General features: G+C 71.1%; 18 protein-coding genes. 12 read left to right on the top strand and 6 right to left on the bottom strand.

Features of this window, described 5'->3' with window-relative positions; translation table 11 throughout:
• Positions 1-62: 62 nt before the first annotated feature.
• From AB0N03_RS30200 to AB0N03_RS30165, 8 genes are all read left to right on the top strand, one after another.
• Positions 63-1,076, top strand: a complete 1,014-nt coding sequence (locus AB0N03_RS30200) for an NAD(+)/NADH kinase (RefSeq protein ID WP_364378357.1) — start codon at positions 63-65, stop codon at positions 1,074-1,076.
• Positions 1,077-1,092: 16 nt separating this feature from the next.
• Positions 1,093-2,049: a thiamine pyrophosphate-dependent dehydrogenase E1 component subunit alpha gene (locus AB0N03_RS30195; RefSeq protein WP_364378355.1), complete on the top strand. Its 957-nt coding sequence runs from the start codon at positions 1,093-1,095 to the stop codon at positions 2,047-2,049.
• Positions 2,050-2,060: 11 nt separating this feature from the next.
• Positions 2,061-3,074: an alpha-ketoacid dehydrogenase subunit beta gene (locus AB0N03_RS30190; protein WP_364378353.1), complete on the top strand. Its 1,014-nt coding sequence runs from the start codon at positions 2,061-2,063 to the stop codon at positions 3,072-3,074.
• 294 nt (positions 3,075-3,368) lie between these two features.
• Positions 3,369-4,631, top strand: coding sequence for a GAF domain-containing protein (locus tag AB0N03_RS30185; protein WP_364378351.1), 1,263 nt, complete (start codon positions 3,369-3,371; stop codon positions 4,629-4,631).
• A 22-nt stretch (positions 4,632-4,653) separates the two neighbouring features.
• On the top strand, positions 4,654-5,796 hold the full coding sequence (locus tag AB0N03_RS30180) for a histidine kinase (RefSeq protein WP_364378349.1): 1,143 nt from the start codon (positions 4,654-4,656) through the stop codon (positions 5,794-5,796).
• Between the two features lie 170 nt (positions 5,797-5,966).
• Complete coding sequence (locus AB0N03_RS30175) at positions 5,967-7,388, top strand: hypothetical protein (protein WP_364378347.1); 1,422 nt, start codon at positions 5,967-5,969, stop codon at positions 7,386-7,388.
• On the top strand, positions 7,385-8,353 hold the full coding sequence (locus AB0N03_RS30170) for a glutamate ABC transporter substrate-binding protein (RefSeq protein ID WP_364378345.1): 969 nt from the start codon (positions 7,385-7,387) through the stop codon (positions 8,351-8,353). Before AB0N03_RS30175 ends, AB0N03_RS30170 begins: the two co-directional genes overlap by 4 nt.
• Before the next feature lie 52 nt (positions 8,354-8,405).
• On the top strand, positions 8,406-11,093 hold the full coding sequence (locus AB0N03_RS30165; RefSeq protein WP_364378343.1) for a tetratricopeptide repeat protein: 2,688 nt from the start codon (positions 8,406-8,408) through the stop codon (positions 11,091-11,093).
• Positions 11,094-11,115: 22 nt separating this feature from the next.
• Here AB0N03_RS30165 and AB0N03_RS30160 read toward each other — a convergent pair whose 3' ends face one another.
• On the bottom strand, positions 11,116-11,712 hold the full coding sequence (locus AB0N03_RS30160; protein WP_364378342.1) for a PaaI family thioesterase: 597 nt from the start codon (positions 11,710-11,712) through the stop codon (positions 11,116-11,118).
• A 201-nt stretch (positions 11,713-11,913) separates the two neighbouring features.
• Here AB0N03_RS30160 and AB0N03_RS30155 point away from each other — a divergent pair, with 201 nt between their 5' ends.
• Complete coding sequence (locus AB0N03_RS30155) at positions 11,914-13,281, top strand: MFS transporter (protein WP_364378340.1); 1,368 nt, start codon at positions 11,914-11,916, stop codon at positions 13,279-13,281.
• 352 nt (positions 13,282-13,633) lie between these two features.
• Here AB0N03_RS30155 and AB0N03_RS30150 read toward each other — a convergent pair whose 3' ends face one another.
• From AB0N03_RS30150 to AB0N03_RS30135, 4 genes are all read right to left on the bottom strand, one after another.
• Positions 13,634-14,095 carry a hypothetical protein gene (locus tag AB0N03_RS30150; RefSeq protein ID WP_364378338.1) on the bottom strand — a complete coding sequence of 154 codons (462 nt, stop codon included), beginning with the start codon at positions 14,093-14,095 and terminating at the stop codon, positions 13,634-13,636.
• 5 nt (positions 14,096-14,100) lie between these two features.
• Positions 14,101-14,655 carry a SigE family RNA polymerase sigma factor gene (locus AB0N03_RS30145; protein ID WP_364378336.1) on the bottom strand — a complete coding sequence of 185 codons (555 nt, stop codon included), beginning with the start codon at positions 14,653-14,655 and terminating at the stop codon, positions 14,101-14,103.
• A 4-nt stretch (positions 14,656-14,659) separates the two neighbouring features.
• Entirely contained in the window at positions 14,660-14,956 is a 297-nt protein-coding gene (locus AB0N03_RS30140; RefSeq protein WP_364378334.1) for a hypothetical protein, read from the bottom strand.
• 195 nt (positions 14,957-15,151) lie between these two features.
• Positions 15,152-16,351, bottom strand: coding sequence for an Ig-like domain-containing protein (locus AB0N03_RS30135; RefSeq protein WP_364378333.1), 1,200 nt, complete (start codon positions 16,349-16,351; stop codon positions 15,152-15,154).
• Positions 16,352-16,820: 469 nt separating this feature from the next.
• On the opposite strand from AB0N03_RS30135, the gene AB0N03_RS30130 reads away from it, so the two are divergent.
• Positions 16,821-17,024: a cold-shock protein gene (locus AB0N03_RS30130; RefSeq protein WP_003097368.1), complete on the top strand. Its 204-nt coding sequence runs from the start codon at positions 16,821-16,823 to the stop codon at positions 17,022-17,024.
• Positions 17,025-17,114: 90 nt separating this feature from the next.
• Here AB0N03_RS30130 and AB0N03_RS30125 read toward each other — a convergent pair whose 3' ends face one another.
• On the bottom strand, positions 17,115-17,564 hold the full coding sequence (locus AB0N03_RS30125; RefSeq protein ID WP_364378331.1) for a hypothetical protein: 450 nt from the start codon (positions 17,562-17,564) through the stop codon (positions 17,115-17,117).
• Positions 17,565-18,183: 619 nt separating this feature from the next.
• Here AB0N03_RS30125 and AB0N03_RS30120 point away from each other — a divergent pair.
• Positions 18,184-18,438 carry a hypothetical protein gene (locus AB0N03_RS30120; protein WP_364378330.1) on the top strand — a complete coding sequence of 85 codons (255 nt, stop codon included), beginning with the start codon at positions 18,184-18,186 and terminating at the stop codon, positions 18,436-18,438.
• A 158-nt stretch (positions 18,439-18,596) separates the two neighbouring features.
• A complete protein-coding gene (locus tag AB0N03_RS30115) occupies positions 18,597-19,376 on the top strand; it encodes a hypothetical protein (RefSeq protein ID WP_364378328.1) in 780 nt (259 codons plus the stop codon).
• Positions 19,377-19,462 lie beyond the last annotated feature (86 nt).

Below are 19,462 nucleotides of genomic sequence, written 5' to 3'. Positions count from 1 at the left end.
ACCCTTCCCTTTCGCCCGCGCTCGGAGTCTGCTGTTCTCCTGTGCCGTGACAGGAGGTCAGGTTGGGCGAGACGGTGGCGGGGATCGTCGCGAATCCGGCTTCGGGACGGGACATCCGCCGGCTGGTTGCGCAGGCTTCCGTGTTCCCCACCGCGGAAAAGGCGAACATGGTCCAGCGGCTGCTGGCCGCCTTCGCGGTTACCGGGCTTGATCGGGCCCTTGTCTCCACCGATCTCGGGGGCATCTCCGCCGCGGTGCTCAAGGCGCTCGGGCGGGGTGGGACCTGGCCCACCGTCGACTTCTGCGCCGACGATCCCATCACCGGCACCGCCGCCGACACGACCAATGCGGTACGCCGGATGGTGGAGGCCGGCGCCTCGGTCATCGTTGTCCTCGGGGGCGATGGCACCGCTCGCGTTGCTGCCGCGGCCTGCGAGGACGTTCCGATCCTCGCCCTCTCCACCGGGACCAACAACGCCTTTCCGCAGATGCGGGAAGCGACCGTCGCCGGGTTGGCCGCCGGGCTGATCGCCTCCGGGCAGATCGACCCCGATCTCGTCACGCACCGCGTCAGCGTTCTGGAAGTCGTCACCAAGGCGCGCCGCGAGATCGCGCTCGTCGACGTCTGCGTTTCGTCGAGCCGGCACATCGGTGCCCGGGCGCTGTGGGATCCGTCCTCGCTCACCGAGCTCTACTGCACCTTCGCCGAACCCGACGGTATCGGCCTCTCCAGCGTGGCCGGGCAGCTCTGCCCCAGCCCGCGGTCGAGCCCGGACGGCGTCGCGCTGCAGCTCGGGCCCGTCGAGGAGACGCCGTACGTCGTGCACGCGCCCATCGCGCCGGGGCTCGTGCGGCCCGTCGGGGTGCGCGGGTGGGGTGTGCTCAAGCCCGGGATGCGGGTCGAGCTGGCCGCGTCGGGCGGCGTCATCGCGCTCGACGGCGAGCGCGAACTCGAGCTGAAGACCGGCGAAAGCGCGTTCGTCGAGCTCAAGCCGGACGGGCCGTGGGTCGTGGACGTCCGGGCGGCGATGGCGGAAGCGGCGCGGAAAGGGCTGTTGCGCACCGAACCGAACTAGGGAAGGAGTGCCGGGGATGACGGACACCCTGCGGGAGGCGTATCGCGTGATGCGCACCATCCGAGCGTTCGAAGAACGGGTGCACGAGGAGTTCGCGACCGGCGAGATCCCCGGGTTCGTGCACCTCTACGCGGGTGAGGAGGCCTCGGCCGCCGGGGTCTGCGCCCACCTCGACGACCGGGACGCCATCGCCGGCACCCACCGCGGCCACGGCCACTGCATCGCCAAGGGCGTCGACGTCAAAGCCATGATGGCCGAGATCTACGGCCGCCGGACCGGCTCCTGCCACGGCAAGGGCGGCTCCATGCACATCGCCGACCTCTCGAAGGGCATGCTCGGCGCGAACGGCATCGTCGGCGGCGGCCCGCCGCTCATCTGCGGTACCGCCCTCGCCGCGAAGCAGCAGAACACCGGCGGCGTCGGCGTCGCCTTCTTCGGTGACGGCGCCAGCAACCAGGGGACGACCCTGGAAGCGCTGAATCTCGCGTCGGTCTGGGACCTGCCCGCCCTCTTCATCGCCGAGAACGACGGCTACGCCGAAGCGACGTCGAGCACCTGGTCGGTCGCCTCGGACAACATCGCCGACCGCGCCGCCGGGTTCGGCATGCCGGGCGTGATCGTCGACGGGTTCGACTTCTTCGCCGTCCACGAAGCCGCGGGGGAGGCCGTCGAACGTGCCCGCGGCGGTGGTGGCCCGACGCTCATCGAGGTCAAGTTCACCCGCTACTTCGGGCACTTCGAGCGCGACCAGCAGGCCTACCGGGCCGGCGAATTCGCCGACGCCCGCGAGAACCTCGACTGCCTCAAGCGGTTCCGGGAACGCGTCACCGACAGCGGTGAGCTGCCCGGACAGGTTCTCGACGACATCGACGCCGAAGTCGCGAAGCTCATCGAGGACGCCGTCTCCGAGGCGAAGGCCGCGCCGAAACCCACGAAGGAAGACCTCGAAACCGACGTCTACGTCTCGTACTGAAAGGGCAGGCCATGGCGCGCACGATCAGCTACCGCGAGGCGATCAACGAGGCGCTCACGCAGGAGATGGAGCGTGACGAGTCGGTCATCGTCATGGGTGAGGACAACGCGGGCGGTGCCGGCAGCCCCGGTGACGACGACGCCTGGGGCGGGGTCCTCGGCGTCACGAAGGGCCTCTTCCACAAGTTCCCGGGCCGGGTGCTCGACACGCCGATCTCCGAGTCGGCTTTCGTCGGCGCGGCGATCGGCGCCGCGACGCGCGGGCAGCGGCCGGTCGCGGAACTCGTGTTCATCGACTTCATGGGCGTCTGCTTCGACCAGATCTTCAACCAGGCGGCCAAGTTCCGGTACATGTTCGGCGGCAGAGCGCGCACGCCGGTGGTGATCCGGACGATGTACGGCGCCGGGCTGCGGGCCGCGGCGCAGCATTCGCAGTGCCTGTACCCGATCTTCACGCACATCCCGGGCCTGAAGGTCGTCGTGCCGTCGAACCCGTACGAGGCGAAAGGCCTGCTCATCCAGGCCATCCGCGACGACGACCCGGTGATCTTCTGCGAGCACAAGGCCCTCTACGACACCAGCGGCGACGTCCCCGAGGACAGCTACACGATCCCGTTCGGCGAGGCGAACGTCGTGCGCGACGGCGGTGACGTCACGATCGTCGCCATCGGGCGCATGGTCGCCGTGGCCGAAGAAGCGGCGAAAGAGCTGGCGAGCACCGGTATCGAAGCCGAGATCATCGACCCCCGCACCACCAGCCCGCTCGACCGCGACACGATCCTCGAAAGCGTCGGGAACACCGGACGCCTGGTCGTCGTCGACGAGGCGTCGCCGCGGTGCAACCTCGCCACGGACATCTCCGCGCTCGTCGCGAAGGAGGCGTTCGGCTCGCTGCGGGCCCCGATCGAGATGGTGACGCCGCCGCACACGCCGGTCCCGTTCTCCGACGCGCTCGAGGACCTCTACATCCCGGACGCGCAGAAGGTCCTCAACGCGGCGAAGGCGGTCGTGGAGTACCGGCGATGATCCGGCCCGGGCAGGATCGAAAGACTCACGCTCCTCGACGGCGACGCGCAGGCCATCGATGCAGCTCCGCTGCTGTCCGAAGTGGACGTACCAACGACGACGATCCGGGGTCGCCAGGACGCCGTGCCGGGCACAGGGTCCACCTGGAAGCGCCGAACTCCGTGATCGCCGCGATCACGGGCTGACCGTCTCGCCTCCGGTGGCTCTTGGCCCCACCGGAGGCGAGACTGTCGCCACCTTCCGATCAGCGGACCGAAAAGGCAGACTGAGGAGGCGGAGCGCAAGGAGCGGCGGTTGGGGCAGCGAGACCTCGAGGCAGCGTTGCCTGCCGGGGTGGACCCCCGGCGGTACGCGCGTGTCCTCGCGCAGGTGCACGAAGCGGCCCTGACCGGCAAGGCACTGCCCAGCCGGCCGCGGCCGGTCATCGACGCGTCCTGGCAGCGGATGCGCCGCCTCGGCATCGATCCCGACAGCCGGTCCGCCGCGCCCGTCCTGACCTTCGAAGAGCTGGAAGGGCGCCGCCGCACGAGCCGGCTGGCGGAGGCGCTGCCGACGCTGCGCGGCGGCCTGATCAGCCTCGCCGAGCAGGCCGCGCACATCATGGTGATCGTCGACGCGGGCGGCCACGTGCTCTGGCGCGACGGCAGCGCCGCGGTCCGCCGCCGCGCCGACGGGCTCGGGTTCGTCGAAGGCGTCGACTGGCAGGAGGAAGCCGTCGGCACCAACGCGATCGGCACCGCGCTGGTCACGCGCCGCCCGGTCCAGATGTACGCCGCCGAGCACTACGTCCGCGCGCACCACTCCTGGACGTGCGCCGCCGTGCCGCTGCACGACCCGCGCGACGGGCGGCTGCTCGGCGTCGTCGACCTCTCCGGCCCGGCCTCGACGGTCCACGCGACGACGTTGGCGCTGGTCGACGCCGTGACGCGGCTCGCGGAGTCCCAGCTGCGCACCACCCACCTCACCGAGCTGGAACGGCTGCGCGGCTTCGCCGTCCCGGTGCTCGCGAAGATCGGCGGGCAGGCCGTCGTCGCCGACGAACACGGCTGGGTCGCCGCGGCCGCCGGGCTCGCGCCGGTCGACCGGATCGCGCTGCCCGCGAACCTCGCGCCGGGCGGGGTCTGGCTGCCGGCGTACGGCCACTGCGCGGTCGAGCCCGTGCCCGGCGGCTGGCTGATCCGGCCCACCGAGAACGATGCCGCCTCGCCGACCCGCGTCGTCCTCGACGTCCGGTCGCCGCGCGAACCCGAGCTGACCGTGGCCGGCGCGGCCGGGACCTGGACGCACCGGCTCAGCCCCCGCCACGCCGAGATGCTGTACGTGCTGGCCAGCCACCGCGCCGGCCGCTCGGCGTCCGAGCTGTCGGCGGACCTGTTCGGCGACGCGGGCCGCACGGTCACCGTCCGCGCGGAGATGTCCCGGCTGCGCCGCCACTTCGGCGGCATCCTCGGCGCGAAGCCGTACCGCTTCGCCGACGACGTCGAAGTGCTGGTCCGGCGCCCGCCGAGCCCCGAGGCGGTGCTGCCGCACTCGCTCGCCCCCGCCATCCGCGGCTGATCCCGCCGGGGAAGATGGGGACGTGCCGAAACGTCCCCTGCTGCCCGACACCATCGCGCCGAGCTGGCTCGTGGTGCAGGTGCTCGGCACGCTGTTCGTCGCGGGGACGCTGGTGACCGCGCGCGAGCCGGACCCGCGGATCTGGACCGCGTACGGCGTCGCGAGCGCGTGCTGGCTCGGTTTCGTCGTGCTCGCGTCCCGGCGCCCGAAGACGGCGGCCGCGCTGCTCGCCGTGGCCAGCGCGCTGCCGGCGGCGCTCGTCGGCCGGGCCGGGGACTCGTCGGCGATCCTCCTGTCCGTCATCGCGCTCGGCCGGCTCGCGGCGCTCACCACAGCCGGCGTCGGCGTCATCCTCGGCATCGGGCTGCTCGACATCGCGCTGGCGGTGACGACGCACCTGGTCACCGGGGACTCCTTCGGCGACGCGCTCGGGGATGCCGCCGTGATGCTGCTGCTCGTGCTGGTCGGGCTCAACCGCCGTCAGTACGAGGTCCAGGCCATCCAGGCCGGCGCCCTGCTCGAACAGACCCGGCTCGCGCAGGCCGAACACGCGCGCGCCGCCGCGCTCGACGAACGCACGCGCATCGCCCGCGAGATCCACGACGTCCTGGCGCATTCCCTGGGCGCGCTGGGTGTCCAGCTCGAACTCGCCGAGGCGCTGCTCGCGGAACGGTCCGATGTGGACGGTGCGCTGCGCGCGGTCCGCCGGTCGCGGCGGCTTGCCGCCGACGGGCTGGCCGAAGCGCGCAACGCCGTCGCCGCGCTGCGGCGGGACGTCCTGCCGCCGGACGAGGCGCTCGCCGCGGTGGCCGCCGAGCACGCCGGCAACCACGGCGTCGAAGTCGGCTTCGACACCGGCGGCGAGGCCAGGCCGCTGCCGTCCGCCGCGGTCGTCGCGCTGGTCAGCGTCGCGCGGGAAGCCCTGACGAACGCGGGCAAGCACGCTCCCGGCGAAGCCGTCCGGATGCGGCTGGACTACGCGCCCGGCGTCGTCCGGCTCGACGTCCGCAACACGGTGGGGCGTGACAAGCCAAGCGAATTCACTCGGACGAGTGAAGGCTTCGGCTTGGCCGGCATGCGCGAGCGCTTGGCCCTCGCCGATGGCACGCTGGAATCGGGCCCGGCAGACGGCTACTGGCGCGTACTCGCCGAAATTCGAGGCTGACCGCCTGCGCCGAGATCACGTGCTGGTGACGGCGGGCGGTGCCCGTGCCCGCCCGCGCGGCGACTCGGCTACCTTCTGCGGGGAAGGCTATGAGGAGCTTTTCGGGGGTTCCGGGTGGCGAAGCCCCCGGCCTGGGGCGAAGCCCCGGAAGGCACGGGGAGGAATCGGGGATGACCAGCACTGCGACGGCCCCGGGTCCCACGGCGCCCGCGCCGGGACCCCCACCGCCGTCGCCGCCGGACGGCCGCGACCGCGCCGGTGGCCGCAGCGGCCTCCTCGGGCTGCTGGACCTGCCGGGCCAGGGGGTGCGCGCGATCATCCGGTCCGCCGCGACCACGCCGGGCCGGCTCACCGTGATCGCCGTCGGGCTGGTGCTGCTGGCCCTCGTCGCCGGGCTGGTCGCGACGCTGTCGGTGCAGAATCGCGACGACACGATCAGCGGCGTCATCGACCACCGCGAGCCGCTCGCCGCCGCGGCGCAGCAGGTCTACAAGTCGCTGTCGGACGCCGACGCGACCGCGGCGAGCGCGTTCCTGTCGATCGGCACCGAGCCGCCCGAGCTCCGCTCGCGCTACGAGCGCGACGTCGCCGAAGCCGGCGCCGCGCTCGCGAAGGCCGCGTCCGACTCCTCCGACGTCGCCGACGCGGCCGCCCCGGTCGACGTCCTCAACCAGTCGCTGCCGGTCTACACCGGGCTCGTCGAGACGGCCCGCGCGAACAACCGCCTCGGCTACCCGGTCGGCGCGTCCTACCTGCGCGAGGCCTCCGAGCTGATGCGCGCGAAGATCCTGCCCGCCGCGCAGGACCTCTACCGCGTCGACACCGAGAAACTGATCGAAGAGCAGAACAGCGCCACCGGGTTCCCGTGGCTCGCCACGATCCTCGTGGTCGCGCTGCTCGCCGCGCTGATCGCGGCGCAGGTCTACCTGACCAAGCGCACCAACCGCGTGCTCAACGTCGGGCTCGTCGTCGCGACGGCCGCCGTCGTCGTGTCGCTGCTGTGGGGCTCGGTCGCGCTGGTCGTGCAGGGCAGCCTGGTCGGCAGCGGCCAGGACGACGGTTCGCACCGCGTCGACGTGCTCGTCCGCGCGCGGATCGCCGCGTTGCAGGCCCGCGCCGACGAAACGCTGACGCTGGTCGCCCGCGGCGACGGCGCGGCGTACGAACGGGACTTCGGCACCAACGCGGCCCAGCTGGTCGGCCCGGACGGGACGGGTGGCCTGCTCGCGGAAGCCCGCGGCCTGATCCAGGACGGCCAAGGCGCCGCGAAGGTCGCCGACGCGACGAGGGCCGCCGAAGACTGGCTGAAGGCGCACAAGCAGGTCCGCGGCCAGGACGACTCCGGGCAGTACCAGGAAGCGGTCGACACCGCCGTGCTGGAGGACCGCAAGACCGGCTCGGCCCCGGCGTTCCGGCGGCTCGACGACAGCCTCCAGGCGGCGATCGACGTCGGCAGGCAGGAGTTCCTCGACGACACCCACGACGGCGACGCCGCGCTGACGCTCCTCGCGCCCGGCCTGGCCGTGCTCGCCGTCATCGCCGCGGCGGGTGTCACCATGGGGATCCGGGAGCGACTGAGGGAGTACCGGTGAGCAGGCGGGGGAACACGGTCCGGGCGGGCGTGCTGGCGGTCGTCGCGCTGCTCGCGGCGTCGTGCGGCAGTCCGGGGAAACCGGTCGACCCGGCCCCGGTGAGCAACGCGGCGTGGCCGCAGCCGGCGCACGTCGGCGGCCCGGATTCGACCGCCGGCGGCGGCGCGGACACCAGCTGCGACCCGCTGGCCAGCCTCCCGCCGAACGGGACCATCGGCAGCGACACGACGATGGCGAAGATCAAGGAACGCGGGAAGCTGATCGCCGGCGTCGACCAGACCACCTACCTCTTCGGGTTCCGCAACCCCACCTCGGGCAACCTCGAGGGCTTCGACATCGACATGGTCAACGCGATCGCCCGGGCGCTGTTCGGCACCTCCGAGGGGCACGTCCAGTTCCGCGCGATCCCGTCGCTGCAGCGCGAGGACGTCCTGAAGGCGCACCAGGTCGACGTCGTGGTCCGGACCTACAGCATCACCTGCTCCCGCAAGAAGGACGTCGACTTCTCGTCCGTCTACTACCAGTCGGGGCAGCGGATCCTGGTCGCCAAGGAGTCGAAGGCGGAGAAGCTCTCCGACCTGAGCGGCAAGCGGGTGTGCGCGACGAAGAAGTCGACGTCGCTGGCGAAGATCGCGACGGACCCGGCCAAGCCGGTGCCGGTCTCGGTGGACAACTGGTCCGACTGCCTGGTGATGCTCCAGCAGGGACAGGTCGCCGCGGTGTCGACCGACGACACGATCCTCGCCGGGATGGCCGCGCAGGACCCGACGCTGAAGGTCGTCGGCGAGCAGTTCACGCAGGAGAACTACGGCATCGGCATCCCCAAGGACAACCAGGACATGGTCCGGTACGTCAACGCCGTGCTCGACGAAATCCGCGGTACCGGGGTCTGGCAGGACAGCTACCGGAAATGGGTGGAGCCGTCGCTGGGGCCGGCCACGCCGCCGTCGCCGCAGTACCGGTGAGCGCGTCGCGACTAGGATCGGTCCTCGCACGCCGGGGATCTGGGAGGTAGCAGTGTCGGAGGAGTCGCGCCGTCCTCGGCACGCCGCGCCGGACGAAGAGCAGCAGCAGCAGCAGGTGGCCCGGCCGACCTGGCAACCGCCGCCACCGGTGCGGTGGGAGACGCCGGAGCCGTCGATCTCGGGCCGCCTCGACGACGGCGTGCCCCCCGGTGGTTCCGGTGGCGAGGAGACCGTCATCCACGCGCCGGTCCGCCGTCCGCCGACGCCGCCGGGCGGACAGCCGTCGGTCGTGCGCGGGACCATCCCCGGCGCGGAAGACCCGACGCGCCCGCCGGGCAGCATCAACCCCGTCCTGCCGCCGGTCCAGGCGACGCAGGCGGTGCAGCCCCCGACGCAGGCGATCCGCCCGGACCCGAACGCGCCGCAGCCGACGAGCGTGCTCGCCGCGCCGGCGCCGGAGACCCAGAGCATCATGCCGCCGGCGCCGCGGCCGGACACCGGTCCGGACACGCCGCTGCCCGACCCGGGCACCGAAAGCGTCCTGCCCGAACGCAGCAGCGAAGGCCGGCACACCGGCACCGGGACCGGCGCGGGAACCGGCAGCGGCTCGGGCTCCGGCTCGGGGTCGTTCCCCGGCACCTCGCGGCGGACGTCGTCGCGGACGTCGCGCTCGCGCCGCGGCCGGCTCGGCGCCGGGCTGGTCGAGGTCCCGCCGGTGCCCGCGCGCGATCCCGCGTCGGCGGTGCTGGCGAACCCGATGGTGTCGGAGGAAAAGCGGTTCTGCGGCAGCTGCGCCGCGAAGGTCGGCCGGGGCAAGGACGGCAAACCCGGTGCGCCGGAAGGAAAGTGCGAGAACTGCGGCGCGTCGTTCTCGTTCGTCCCGAAGCTGGAGCCGCACGAGCTCGTCGGCGGTCAGTACGAAGTACTCGGCGCGATCGCCTACGGCGGCCTGGGCTGGATCTACCTGGCGCAGGACCACAACGTCAGCGACCGCTGGGTCGTCCTCAAAGGACTGATCGACACCGGCGACCAGACGGCGATGGCGGCCGCGGCCAACGAGCAGCGGTTCCTGGCCGAGGTCGAGCACCCGAACATCGTCAAGATCCACAACTTCGTGCAGCACCCGGACGCCCACAGCGGGACGACCGTCGGCTACATCGTCATGGAGTACGTCGGCGGCCAGTCGCTGCGGCAGCTCGCGCTGGCGCACCACCGCGAGAGCCGGCGCCCGGAGCCGCTGCCGATCGGCCAGGTCATCGCGTACGGGCTGGAGATCCTGCCCGCGCTGGGGTACCTGCACAGCCAGAACCTGCTCTACTGCGACCTCAAGCCGGACAACGTGATCCAGACCAACGAACAGCTGAAGCTGATCGACCTGGGTGCGGTCCGGCGGATGGACGACTACGAGAGCCCGCTGTTCTTCACCACCGGCTACAGCGCGCCGGAGCTGGCGAAACAGGGCGCGTCGGTGGCGTCGGACCTGTTCACCGTCGGGCGCACGCTCGCGGTGCTGAGCTTCGAGTTCACCGGCTACACCAGCAAGTTCAAGACGACGCTGCCCGGCCCGGACGCGGTCCCGCTGTTCGCGCTCTTCGGTTCCTACTACCGGTTCCTGCGGCGCGCGACGCACGCCGACCCGGACCGGCGGTTCCTCTCCGCCGAGGAGATGGGCGACCAGCTGACCGGGGTGCTGCGCGAGATCATGGCGCTCGGCACCGGCAAGCCGCGGCCCGGCGCGTCGACGGTGTTCGGCCCGGAGAGCCGCACGTTCGGCGTGCAGCTGGTGGTGCCGGAGACCGGCCAGAGCGTGCCGCTGCCCGGCGCGGCCGAGGTCGTCGCCGGCCTGCCGATCCCGCAGGTCGACACGGACGACCCGGCGGCGGGCGTGCTCGCCACGACGACCGCGCTCGACCCGCGCGGCGCCATCGAGGCGCTGGCCGGCGCGCCGCGGGAGTCGATCGAGGTGCGGCTGCGGATCGTGCGCGCCCGGATCGAGCTGGGCGAGCTGGCCGAGGCGCAGCGGCAGCTGCAGGCGGGGCAGTACCTGGCGATCAAGAACGGTTTCCCGCACGACTGGCGGATCGACTGGTACCGCGGCCTGATCGAGCTGGCCGGCAGCCGGCCGCGGGTCGCGCAGGTCGCGTTCGAGTCCGTGTACGACGACCTGCCGGGCGAGATCGCGCCGAAGCTCGCGCTGGGGATCAGCGCCGAGGGCGTCGGCGACTACTTCGCCGCCGCGCGGTTCTACGAGCTGGTCTGGCGGACCGACCGCACGTACGTCAGCGCGGCGTTCGGCCTCGCGCGGGTGTACCTCGCGCAGGGCGCGCGCAACAGCGCGGTGGAGGTGCTGGAGACAGTCCCGCCGTCCTCGACGCACTACGTCGACGCCCAGGTCGCGGCGATCAAGATCAAGACGACGGCGACCAAGGCGAACGGCCGCGAGACGCCGGTGACCGAACACGACCTGCTGGACGCGTCGTCCCGCTTGGAGCGGCTCCGGCTCGACCTCGAGCGGCAGACGCGGCTGTCCGCCGGGGTGCTCGAGGCCGCGCACGACTGGCTCAAGCAGGGCAAGCCCACGCCGGGCGCGCGGGTGCTGGGGTGGTCGCTGGACGAGCGGGAGCTGCGGTTCGGGCTGGAGCGGTGCTACCGCGCGCTGGCGCGGCTGGCGAGCACGGTCGACGAGCGCGTGAAGCTCGTGGACCGCGCCAACGCCATCCGCCCGCGCACCCTCACCTGACAAGCCGCGGGAGTCCGCTGAGTCAGGGGTTGATGTCCCAGTCGCGCTCTTCGCGCCGGCTCTGCTGGTTCTTCTCGTGCTGCGCGGCCAGCTTCTCCAGCGCCTGGGAGTCGCCGTGCGTGCTGAAGTGCTCGAAGCCCACGACGATGAACAGCGCCCGCGCGCTCACCGCGATCGGGCCGTCCTCGGCGTCGAGGCGGCCGTCGGCGCTGACGTAGATCTTGCGGCCCGCGATGCCGTCCAGCCGGGCCTCGATGAACAGCGTCGAGCCGACCGGGACCGGGCGGCGGAAGTCCGTCTCGAGCTTGCCCGTCACCGCCGGGCGGCGCATCAGGTTGCCGACCGTCGAGCCGAGGGCCTCGTCGAACGCGCAGGCCAGGAGGCCGCCGTGGGCGAGCCCGGGTGCGCCCTGGTGCGCCGCCGTCACGGTGAACCGCGAGTGGATGACCTGGCCCTCGCCGACCGTCGAGCGCAGGTGCAGCCCGGCGTCGGCCTCGTCGCCGCAGCCGAAGCACTCGCTGAAGTGCACGCCGAGCTCAGTGCCCGGTGCCGGCGCCTTCGGGTGCGGGACGGCCGGCTCGACCTGCACCGGCGGCCAGGGTTGAGAAACACGACTCATGCGCTGACGTTAACTCGCCGGTAGCCGCCCGGCGCGCCCGGCCCGTGCCGTAAGCAGGCAACGTATACCTCTCGGTAGCCGGAAAGTCCCCCACCGTAGAAGATCTCCGGCTCAGGCTGCCGACCCCGGCCGACCGGGCAAGACTGAGCGGATGAGCTCGAACGGCCCAATGGGCACTGCACGGAGGAGGTTGTCGCCGGCATGAGCGAACCAGCAGCAACGACGGGCAAACCCCAGGCGGACGAGAGAACCGTCAAGCGCGCCGTGTGGGCGTCCGCGATGGGCAACGCGACCGAGTGGTACGACTACGGCGTCTTCACCTCGGGCGCGATCGCGGTGAGCATCGGCTCGCAGTTCTTCCCCGGCGAGGGGAACGCGGTGCTGAAATCACTGGCGCTGCTGGCGGTCGGGTTCATCGTGCGGCCGTTCGGCGGGGCGTTCTTCGGGCCGCTCGGCGACAAGATCGGCCGCAAGAGGGTCCTCGCCATCACGATCCTGCTGATGTCCGGCTGCACCTTCCTGGTCGGCGTCCTGCCGACGTACGCCGGTGGCTACAGCATGGGCATCGCGGCACCGATCGCGATCCTGCTGCTGCGGATCATCCAGGGCTTCTCCACCGGTGGTGAATACGGCGGAGCGGCGACGTTCATCGCCGAGTACTCGCCGACGAAACGCCGAGGGTTCTTCGGCAGCTTCCTCGAGCTCGGCACGCTGGCCGGCTACGTGCTCGGCAACCTCGTGGTGCTCTCCGTGACGCTGTCCCTGTCGGCCGACCAGGTCGACGCCTGGGGCTGGCGGATCCCGTTCTTCGTCGCGCTGCCGCTCGGCCTGATCGGGCTGTACCTGCGGAACAAGCTCGAGGACACCCCCGAGTTCCGCCGGCTGGAAGCCTCGGGCGAGAAGCCGCGGAAGGCGCCGCTCAAGGAGATCTTCACCCGCAACTGGCGGATGATCCTCAACCTGATCGGCATCGTCCTGCTGCTGAACGTCGCGGACTACCTGCTGCTGACCACGATGCCGACGTACTTCACGGAAACGTTGAAGATCAACGACAACACGTCGACGCTGATCATCATCGCGGTCGAGGTCCTCCAGATGGCGATCATCATCCCGCTCGGCGCGCTGTCCGACCGGATCGGCCGGAAACCCTTGCTGCTCACCGCGGCGATCGGGTTCCTCGTGCTGAGCTGGCCGTCCCTCAAGCTGATGCAGTCCGGCAGCATCCTGTGGCTCTTCGTCGGGTTCCTGATCGTGGCGATCCTGCTGGTGCTGATGCTCGCGGTGATCGGCTCGACGTTCCCGGCGATGTTCCCGACCCGCGTTCGGTACGGCTCGTTCGCGATCGGCTACAACGTCTCGACGTCGCTGTTCGGTGGCACCTGCGGTGTCATCGTGACGGCGTTGATCCAGAGCACGGGCAACCCGGACTGGCCGGCGTACTACCTGATGGCCGCGGCGCTGATCGCGATCATCCCGATCATCAGGATCCCGGAGACGTCGCAGGTGCCGATGGACCAGATCGACACCGAGGACGGCAAGTCCTTGACCGGCACGGCCGCTCAGCGCTGAGCGGCCCGCGCCCGAAACACGTGTGCCCCGTCCGGATCACCGGGCGGGGCACACGTGCGCTGAGGGTCAGCCTGGTCAGTTCGCGTCGCTCCGAGGAGTGAAGCGCTTGCGGGACCAAGCGGCCAGCGCTCCGGCGACCACGACAGCGATTCCGGTTTCGACGATCAATGCGGCGAGCACCATGTGCTTCCTCCTCGGGTTCTCGGGCCGGCGGCGGAGCGTCCGGCTGAGCAGTCGTCCGGCGTTCCCAGCGGAACACCACAGGGCATATCGCCACGGGAAGCCCGGGTATTTCGTCGGAAACCCACTTTGAAACGGTGATCTGCGACACGTCGCTGACCTGCGGAAACGTCTAGCGTGACGTGGTCGCCACGGGCGCTTCCTTGCTCGTCTCCGTCGGATTCGCCGACGGCGGGGCCGTCGGCCGCTCGACCTTCCGGGTGGACGGGGTCGGCACCGTCGTCTTCGACGCGCGCGGCTGCGTCCGGCCCGGCTGCGCCGCCGGCGGCGCGATCGACGTCGCCGGGACCTCGGCGGGCGGCGGTGAGCTGGGAGCGGTGGTGCCGATCGTGGACAGTCCCGGGTCGGCGGGTTGCACGGGGTCCGGCGGCCCGGCGCGGTGACCGGCCAGGAAACCGGCCACCGCGAGGATCACCGCCGTCGCCGTCGAGGTGCCGGCTACTGCCCAGCGCTTGCGTCGTCGCCGGACCCGGCCGCCGCGCTCGATCACGTCGGTGGCTTCGAGGCGCAACGGCGGCTGCGCGCCGCCGGCCGCGCCCGTCAGGAACGCGCGGACGTCGTCTTCGGGGTCCATGTTCGTCACCTCCCCTCCGTGGGCGCGCTGAAGGTCAGCGCACCGTAGTGCGGGCCGAGCCGGTTGCGCAGCGTCGCCAGGCCGCGGGAGGCCTGGCTCTTCACCGTGCCGGTGCTGCAGCCGAGGGCTTGCGCCGTCTCCTCGACGCTCAGGTCCTCGAAGTACCGCAGCACCAGCACGGCGCGCTGCTTGGGGGCCAGTACGGCCAGCGCCTGCCGGACCAGCAGGTCCTGGTCGCTCCCGGTGGCGTCCGCCGGGAGCTCCGGCGGGGCGTCGGTGAGCCGCTCCCGTTTCCACCTGCTGCGCCGGTGCTCGGCGAGGAACGTGCGCAGCACGACCTTGCGGGCGTAGGCGTCCAAGGCGTCGTGGCGCGACAGCCTCGGCCAGGCGAGGTAGAGCTTGAGCAGCGCGGCCTGCGTGAGGTCCTCGGCTTGGTGCCAGTCGCCGCAGAGCAGGAAGGCGGTGGACCGCAGGCTGTGCGCGCGCTCGCCGAAGTACCGGGCGAACTCGCCGTCCCACGGCGAGCCCGGCCCGGTCGACGGACGGGAGCGGGAGATCACCGGGCTATCGGGTCGCCCCGATGGCCGGCAGGTGCAGGTCGCCGGTCGGGCCGGCGGGCACGGCGCGGGGGACGCGCACCGCGCCGGGGGCCTTCGTCGCCTCGCGCGGCGGGGCGGGCACGGCGGTCGGCGCCTTGGTCGGCCGGCGGCTGGTGGTCGGCATCGCGGACGGCGGCTCGGTGGGCCGGGTCGTCGCGGACGGTGCCGGCGGCTGCGCCTCCGAAGCCAGCGCGATGCCACCGGTCAGGGCACCACCGGCGAGCACGAGAGCGCCGAGGGAAAGGGCGATACGGATACGCAAGACAGCTCCTCTTCTCGCGGGCGCGGCCGGGATCGGCGCGCCTCTGCCCTTAGTCATGCGGTGGGCGGGCACCGGGGTTGCATCGAATTCCCGCCGATCTCGAAGACGTTCGGCGGGGAGTTCGGTGGCCCGGGAACGACGAACGGCCGGGAGGTCCGCGTGGACTTCCCGGCCGCCCGGTGGTCGTGAAAGGTCTCAGCCGGCGAGCGCCGACAGCTTCTGCCAGCCCGCCCAGTCGTACGTCCAGTCGCTGTAGTCGCCGTCCTTGGCGCTCAGCGTCTGCGTGCTTCCCGTGATCTCGACGGGGTCACCCGTGAGCACGCCGTCGTAGTACTCCTTGGCCCGCGCCGGCGACAGGTTCAGGCAACCGTGCGAGATGTTCTTCTTGCCCTGCGCCCAGACCGACGCCGCCAGGCCGTGGATGAACTCGCCGTTGTTGGAGATCCGGACCGCCCACGGCACCACGACGTTTTCGTAGTGGTACTTCGGGTTGCTCATCGCGTACGTCGACTGCTTGCCCATCACGACGTGCACGCCGCTGTGGGTGACGCGGCCCGGGTCGGAGTCGAGGCCGTAGCTCACCGGGTAGTCGGCGATCTGCTGGCCGTCGCGGATCACCTGCATCGTGTGCTGCGTGGTGTTGCCCTTGACGATCTGCGAACGGCCGATGGCGAAGCTGGCCGACACGTCCTGCTTGCCGTACACGCCTTCACCGATCTTGACGCCGTAGATCTTGGCGTTGACCTTCACCGTGGTGCCCGGCTTGTAGTACTCCTTGGGCCGCCAGTGCACCGAGGTGTCGCCGTCCGTCCAGCCCCACGAGCCCTCGGTCTTCGGCGTGGTCTCGACGGAAAGCGCCTTCTCGACGGAAGCCTTGTCGGTGACGCGGCTCGGGAAGGACAGCGCGATCGGCATCGCGATGCCGTACGTCTGCCCGTCGCCGACGTTCAGGCTGGCCGACATCTGGCGCTTCGGCTTCACCGTGGTGAACGCGCCGCCGATGGGCACGTTCTTGCCGTCGGCGCCCTGCGCCTGGCCGGACCACGTGTAGGTCTTGCCGTAGCCGAGCTGCTCGGTGGTGTTCCAGGTCTTCTTGTCCGCCGACGTCTGGCCCTGGACCTGCTTGCCGTCCGGGTTCGTCAGCGAGACCGACACGATCGTGCCGCTGTCGACCTTGACCTCGACCGGTTCGCCCGGTGGCACGTCCTGCGCGCCACCGGCCGGCGTCACCGTCAGTTTCGCCGGCTGCGCGGTGGGCGCGGGCGACTGCGTCGGGCCCCCGCCCGACGTCCCGCTCGCCGACACCGTCGGTTCACTGCTGCACGCCCCCAGCGTGAGCACGGCGACCAAGCCCAGTGCCACAGCCGCGCCCCGGCGCCGCGTGGAAGTCCTCACCGTCAACACATTTCCCCTTTGCCCCTTTGGTGCTTCCCCTCAACGAGACGTCTCGCGGACCTGCTACGTTGAGCAACAGTGACGTGACGAAGGTCACATATTCCCGCGGAGGCTTTCACTAAGGGGGCACGGGCGACTCCGAGCCGTATCCGGTGATCACGGGGTCGCTGTGCGGCCCAAGACTAACCGGTGGGTCCGACAGAACGTGGCCGGGAGCCCTACGACGTTCCGGTGACCTTGGCCCGGACAGGCGGTTTTCGCCTCGATCACGGGGTTCAACTTTGGCCAGATCCCGGTAGTCTGCGTGCAGGCCGTCGTTTTGCGTGTTCGTGGCTTCACACTCGCGGAACTTCTGACGCGAGCCATGGAGCCGACACGCTCTCGACTCGACTCGTTGGAACCGCCCGGGACGGCCGGGGTGCCGCTTCGGTGGCATTCGAAGCGGATCTGTGCAACGAGGAGAACAGCGGTGGCGCAAGGCACTGTGAAGTGGTTCAACGCGGAGAAGGGCTTCGGCTTCATCGCGCAGGACGGCGGCGAAGGCGACGTGTTCGTTCACTACTCGGAGATCGAAGGCCGCGGTTTCCGCACCCTCGAGGAGAACCAGCGAGTGGAGTTCGAGGTCGGCCAAGGACAGAAGGGCCCGCAGGCCCAGAAGGTCCGCGCGATCTGAGACAGGCCCCTTCAGCGTTGTCTTGAGGCCTGAGCGAAGGGCCCCCGGCGAGCATGCCGGGGGCCCTTTCTCATGGAGAAAAGAGGACGCTCAGCGTCGCCCGACGGCCGGCGTCGGCGCGTCGAAGGCATCAGCGGGGAAGTGGAACTCGTCGGTGAGCTCGGTCAGTTCGCCGAGGTTCCCGGCCTGCTGCCGCTGGTCCTGCAGCGACGATGCCTGACCTTCCCAGTTGAGCCGCTCGAGGATCCACTCCTGAGCAAGCACCTGGGGCGAGATGTCCCGATCGGCGGCGATGTCCTTCAGTTGCTGGTTGGCGATGAGGCTCATCCGGAGCTGGATGACCTGAGCCTCACCGAACCGCTTGCCGGTCCCGGTGCTCTCGTTGTCAGCGTCCGGGGCCAGCGCGGCCAGGTAGGAGGTGAGTTCCGTGTCCTCGACAACGCCATCATCCGCAGGCTTCGCGGCACCACGATGGCGTCCGGAGGACGCGGCTTTGAGGTTCGTCCGGCTGCTCAAGCGGCCAAGGGAGGGAAGAGGCACGAACGCCACGATAACGGTTAGGTCTCACCCCGCAAACCACTGTGAGCCACAACACGCCAAGCGGTCGCCTCAATCAGCCCAACGGCACCCCATTCAGCCAAACCCCCAATAAGCCGAGTGTAATCCCCCACTAACACACCGAGTCGATCACGAGGCTCGCCAGGGCGCTCCGCGCCCGAGGCGAAAACCGGCACCGGCTGGAAGCCGAGCCAGAGGCACCGTGGGGGTCCGGGGGGCTCGGCCCCCCGGGCAACACACCGGAATGAATGGGGCAGGGCGAAGGGCGAAGCCCGAGCCGCCCCAGAAATGGAGGACCCCCGCGCCAGGGGGAGGAACGCGGGGGTCGGAGGGGATCTCCACAGGCGCTGACCGGGGGTGTGTCAGCACTTCGATTGTTGCACGAGTTCCCTCTTCGGGCGAGTGGAGAGCGGGAAATTTCCGCGTGCGGTGTCACTTCCGGGCCAGGTGACCGTCGTTCGGGTGGTGACCTTCTCTCTCTGTGCCGATTGCGCTGCGTTGAGCGGAGCGTGGCCTCAGGTTCACTCTCCGGGGGGCTGTGTGCGGCGGCCGGTGCTGGCTAGCCTCGCGGCCAAGCTGTTGTGAGCCGTATGGAGGGGCTATGAGCGGGTCTGTTGAAGTGCGGCAGTTCCTCCTTCGGTACGAAGGTGCCGATGGGGGGAGTGCTCCGTTCGCCGGGGGGTTGCCGGCGCAGCGGAGCGGGGCCGCGGATGCGCAGCGGGTGTCGGACGATCAGGTCCGGCGGGCTCGGCTGGCGGTGGCGAACGGTGCGCTGGGGGTCGAAGACTGCGCGCAGCTGCTGGAGATGCTGGGTTTGGATCTGGACGCGGGCGGGCAGGCGCCGGTTCAGCGCTGAGGTTGTGGTGGCCGGGGGCCTGGCGGGATCGCCGGGCCTGTCCGGTGATGTTCGTGCTGGTTGCCGCCGTTTCCGGTGAGTGATTCGCAAGGTCGCGAGTCTTTCTTGACGCAGGTTTTGTAACAGTGTTACGTTTGCCGTGTCGAAAGGGGACGGACATGACGACGATCGAGGGTGCGGCCGGGCCGGCGAACCGGATCCGGCCGGTGGTCCAGGTGCTGGGCGGCCGGTTCATGACGTCGCCGGAGCTGGCGGAGGTCGAGGCGGAAGCTGGGTTGCCACCGCGTTCGCTGTACGTGCGGGGCCGGTCGGCGGTGCTCGGGGACGTCCCGCCGAAGGTGGCCGCGGAACTGTTCGGGATTTTCCCGCACTGGCTCTTCGACTTCGTCCTCCCGCCGGCGACGGCGGCGTTGGACGCACCCGCCTCCGTCCGTGCCTACGCGGAGTCATCGGCGCGGTGGTCGCGCGTCAACCTTTCGGCCGTATCGGAGCCCGCCCGTCTGGCGGAGCTGCTGTTTCGCGTGGTCGACGCCGCGGACGCGAGCGGGCTGGCGCTGTTCGCCGGCTGGAAGCACGCGTCGCGCCCCACCGGCGACGTCGAACGGCTCGGGTTCGCGCTGATGGTCTTCCGCGAGCTGCGCGGCGGCCTGCACTTCGCGGCGCTGCGGGCGCTGGGCTTGTCGGTACCGGAGGCGGTGATCGCGGACCCGGAGGGCGGCCGCGAGCGGCTCCTGCGCACGGCGTGGCTGGCGGAGGCGGCGGATGAGCTGCTGGCGGCGGCTTCGCGGAAGCCGGATCTGCGCGAACGCTGGCAGCGTGCGGAGTCCTTGACGGACTCACGGGTCGACGAGCTTCTGGCGTCGGTGCTGACGTCTCCGGAGCAGGAGGAGCTCGATCGTCGTCTGGCGGAGCTGTTTACGCAGGTCTCGGCTTCGTAGGGGGCTTAAGGGAACCCCCGTGCAAAGCGGTGGCGGCGTGCCCTATGCTGGTAATCGCTCCCGGGGGGACCTGAGAGCGCGGTCGG

Origin of the sequence: Amycolatopsis sp. NPDC051061 (assembly GCF_040682935.1) — a bacterium.
Classification (GTDB): Bacteria; Actinomycetota; Actinomycetes; order Mycobacteriales; family Pseudonocardiaceae; genus Amycolatopsis.
Note: the sequence above shows the minus strand (reverse complement) of the source record. Positions and strands in the feature narration are given on the sequence as shown.

Bases quoted from the DNA above. Each gene is read 5' to 3' on its own strand.
- AB0N03_RS30150 (WP_364378338.1), bottom strand. From the start codon at position 14,095: ATGGACCCCGAAGACGACGTCCGCGCGTTCCTGACGGGCGCGGCCGGC.
- AB0N03_RS30155 (WP_364378340.1), top strand. From the start codon at position 11,914: ATGAGCGAACCAGCAGCAACGACGGGCAAACCCCAGGCGGACGAGAGA.
- AB0N03_RS30175 (WP_364378347.1), top strand. From the start codon at position 5,967: ATGACCAGCACTGCGACGGCCCCGGGTCCCACGGCGCCCGCGCCGGGA.
- AB0N03_RS30160 (WP_364378342.1), bottom strand. From the start codon at position 11,712: ATGAGTCGTGTTTCTCAACCCTGGCCGCCGGTGCAGGTCGAGCCGGCC.
- AB0N03_RS30195 (WP_364378355.1), top strand. From the start codon at position 1,093: ATGACGGACACCCTGCGGGAGGCGTATCGCGTGATGCGCACCATCCGA.
- AB0N03_RS30115 (WP_364378328.1), top strand. From the start codon at position 18,597: ATGACGACGATCGAGGGTGCGGCCGGGCCGGCGAACCGGATCCGGCCG.
- AB0N03_RS30120 (WP_364378330.1), top strand. From the start codon at position 18,184: ATGAGCGGGTCTGTTGAAGTGCGGCAGTTCCTCCTTCGGTACGAAGGT.
- AB0N03_RS30190 (WP_364378353.1), top strand. From the start codon at position 2,061: ATGGCGCGCACGATCAGCTACCGCGAGGCGATCAACGAGGCGCTCACG.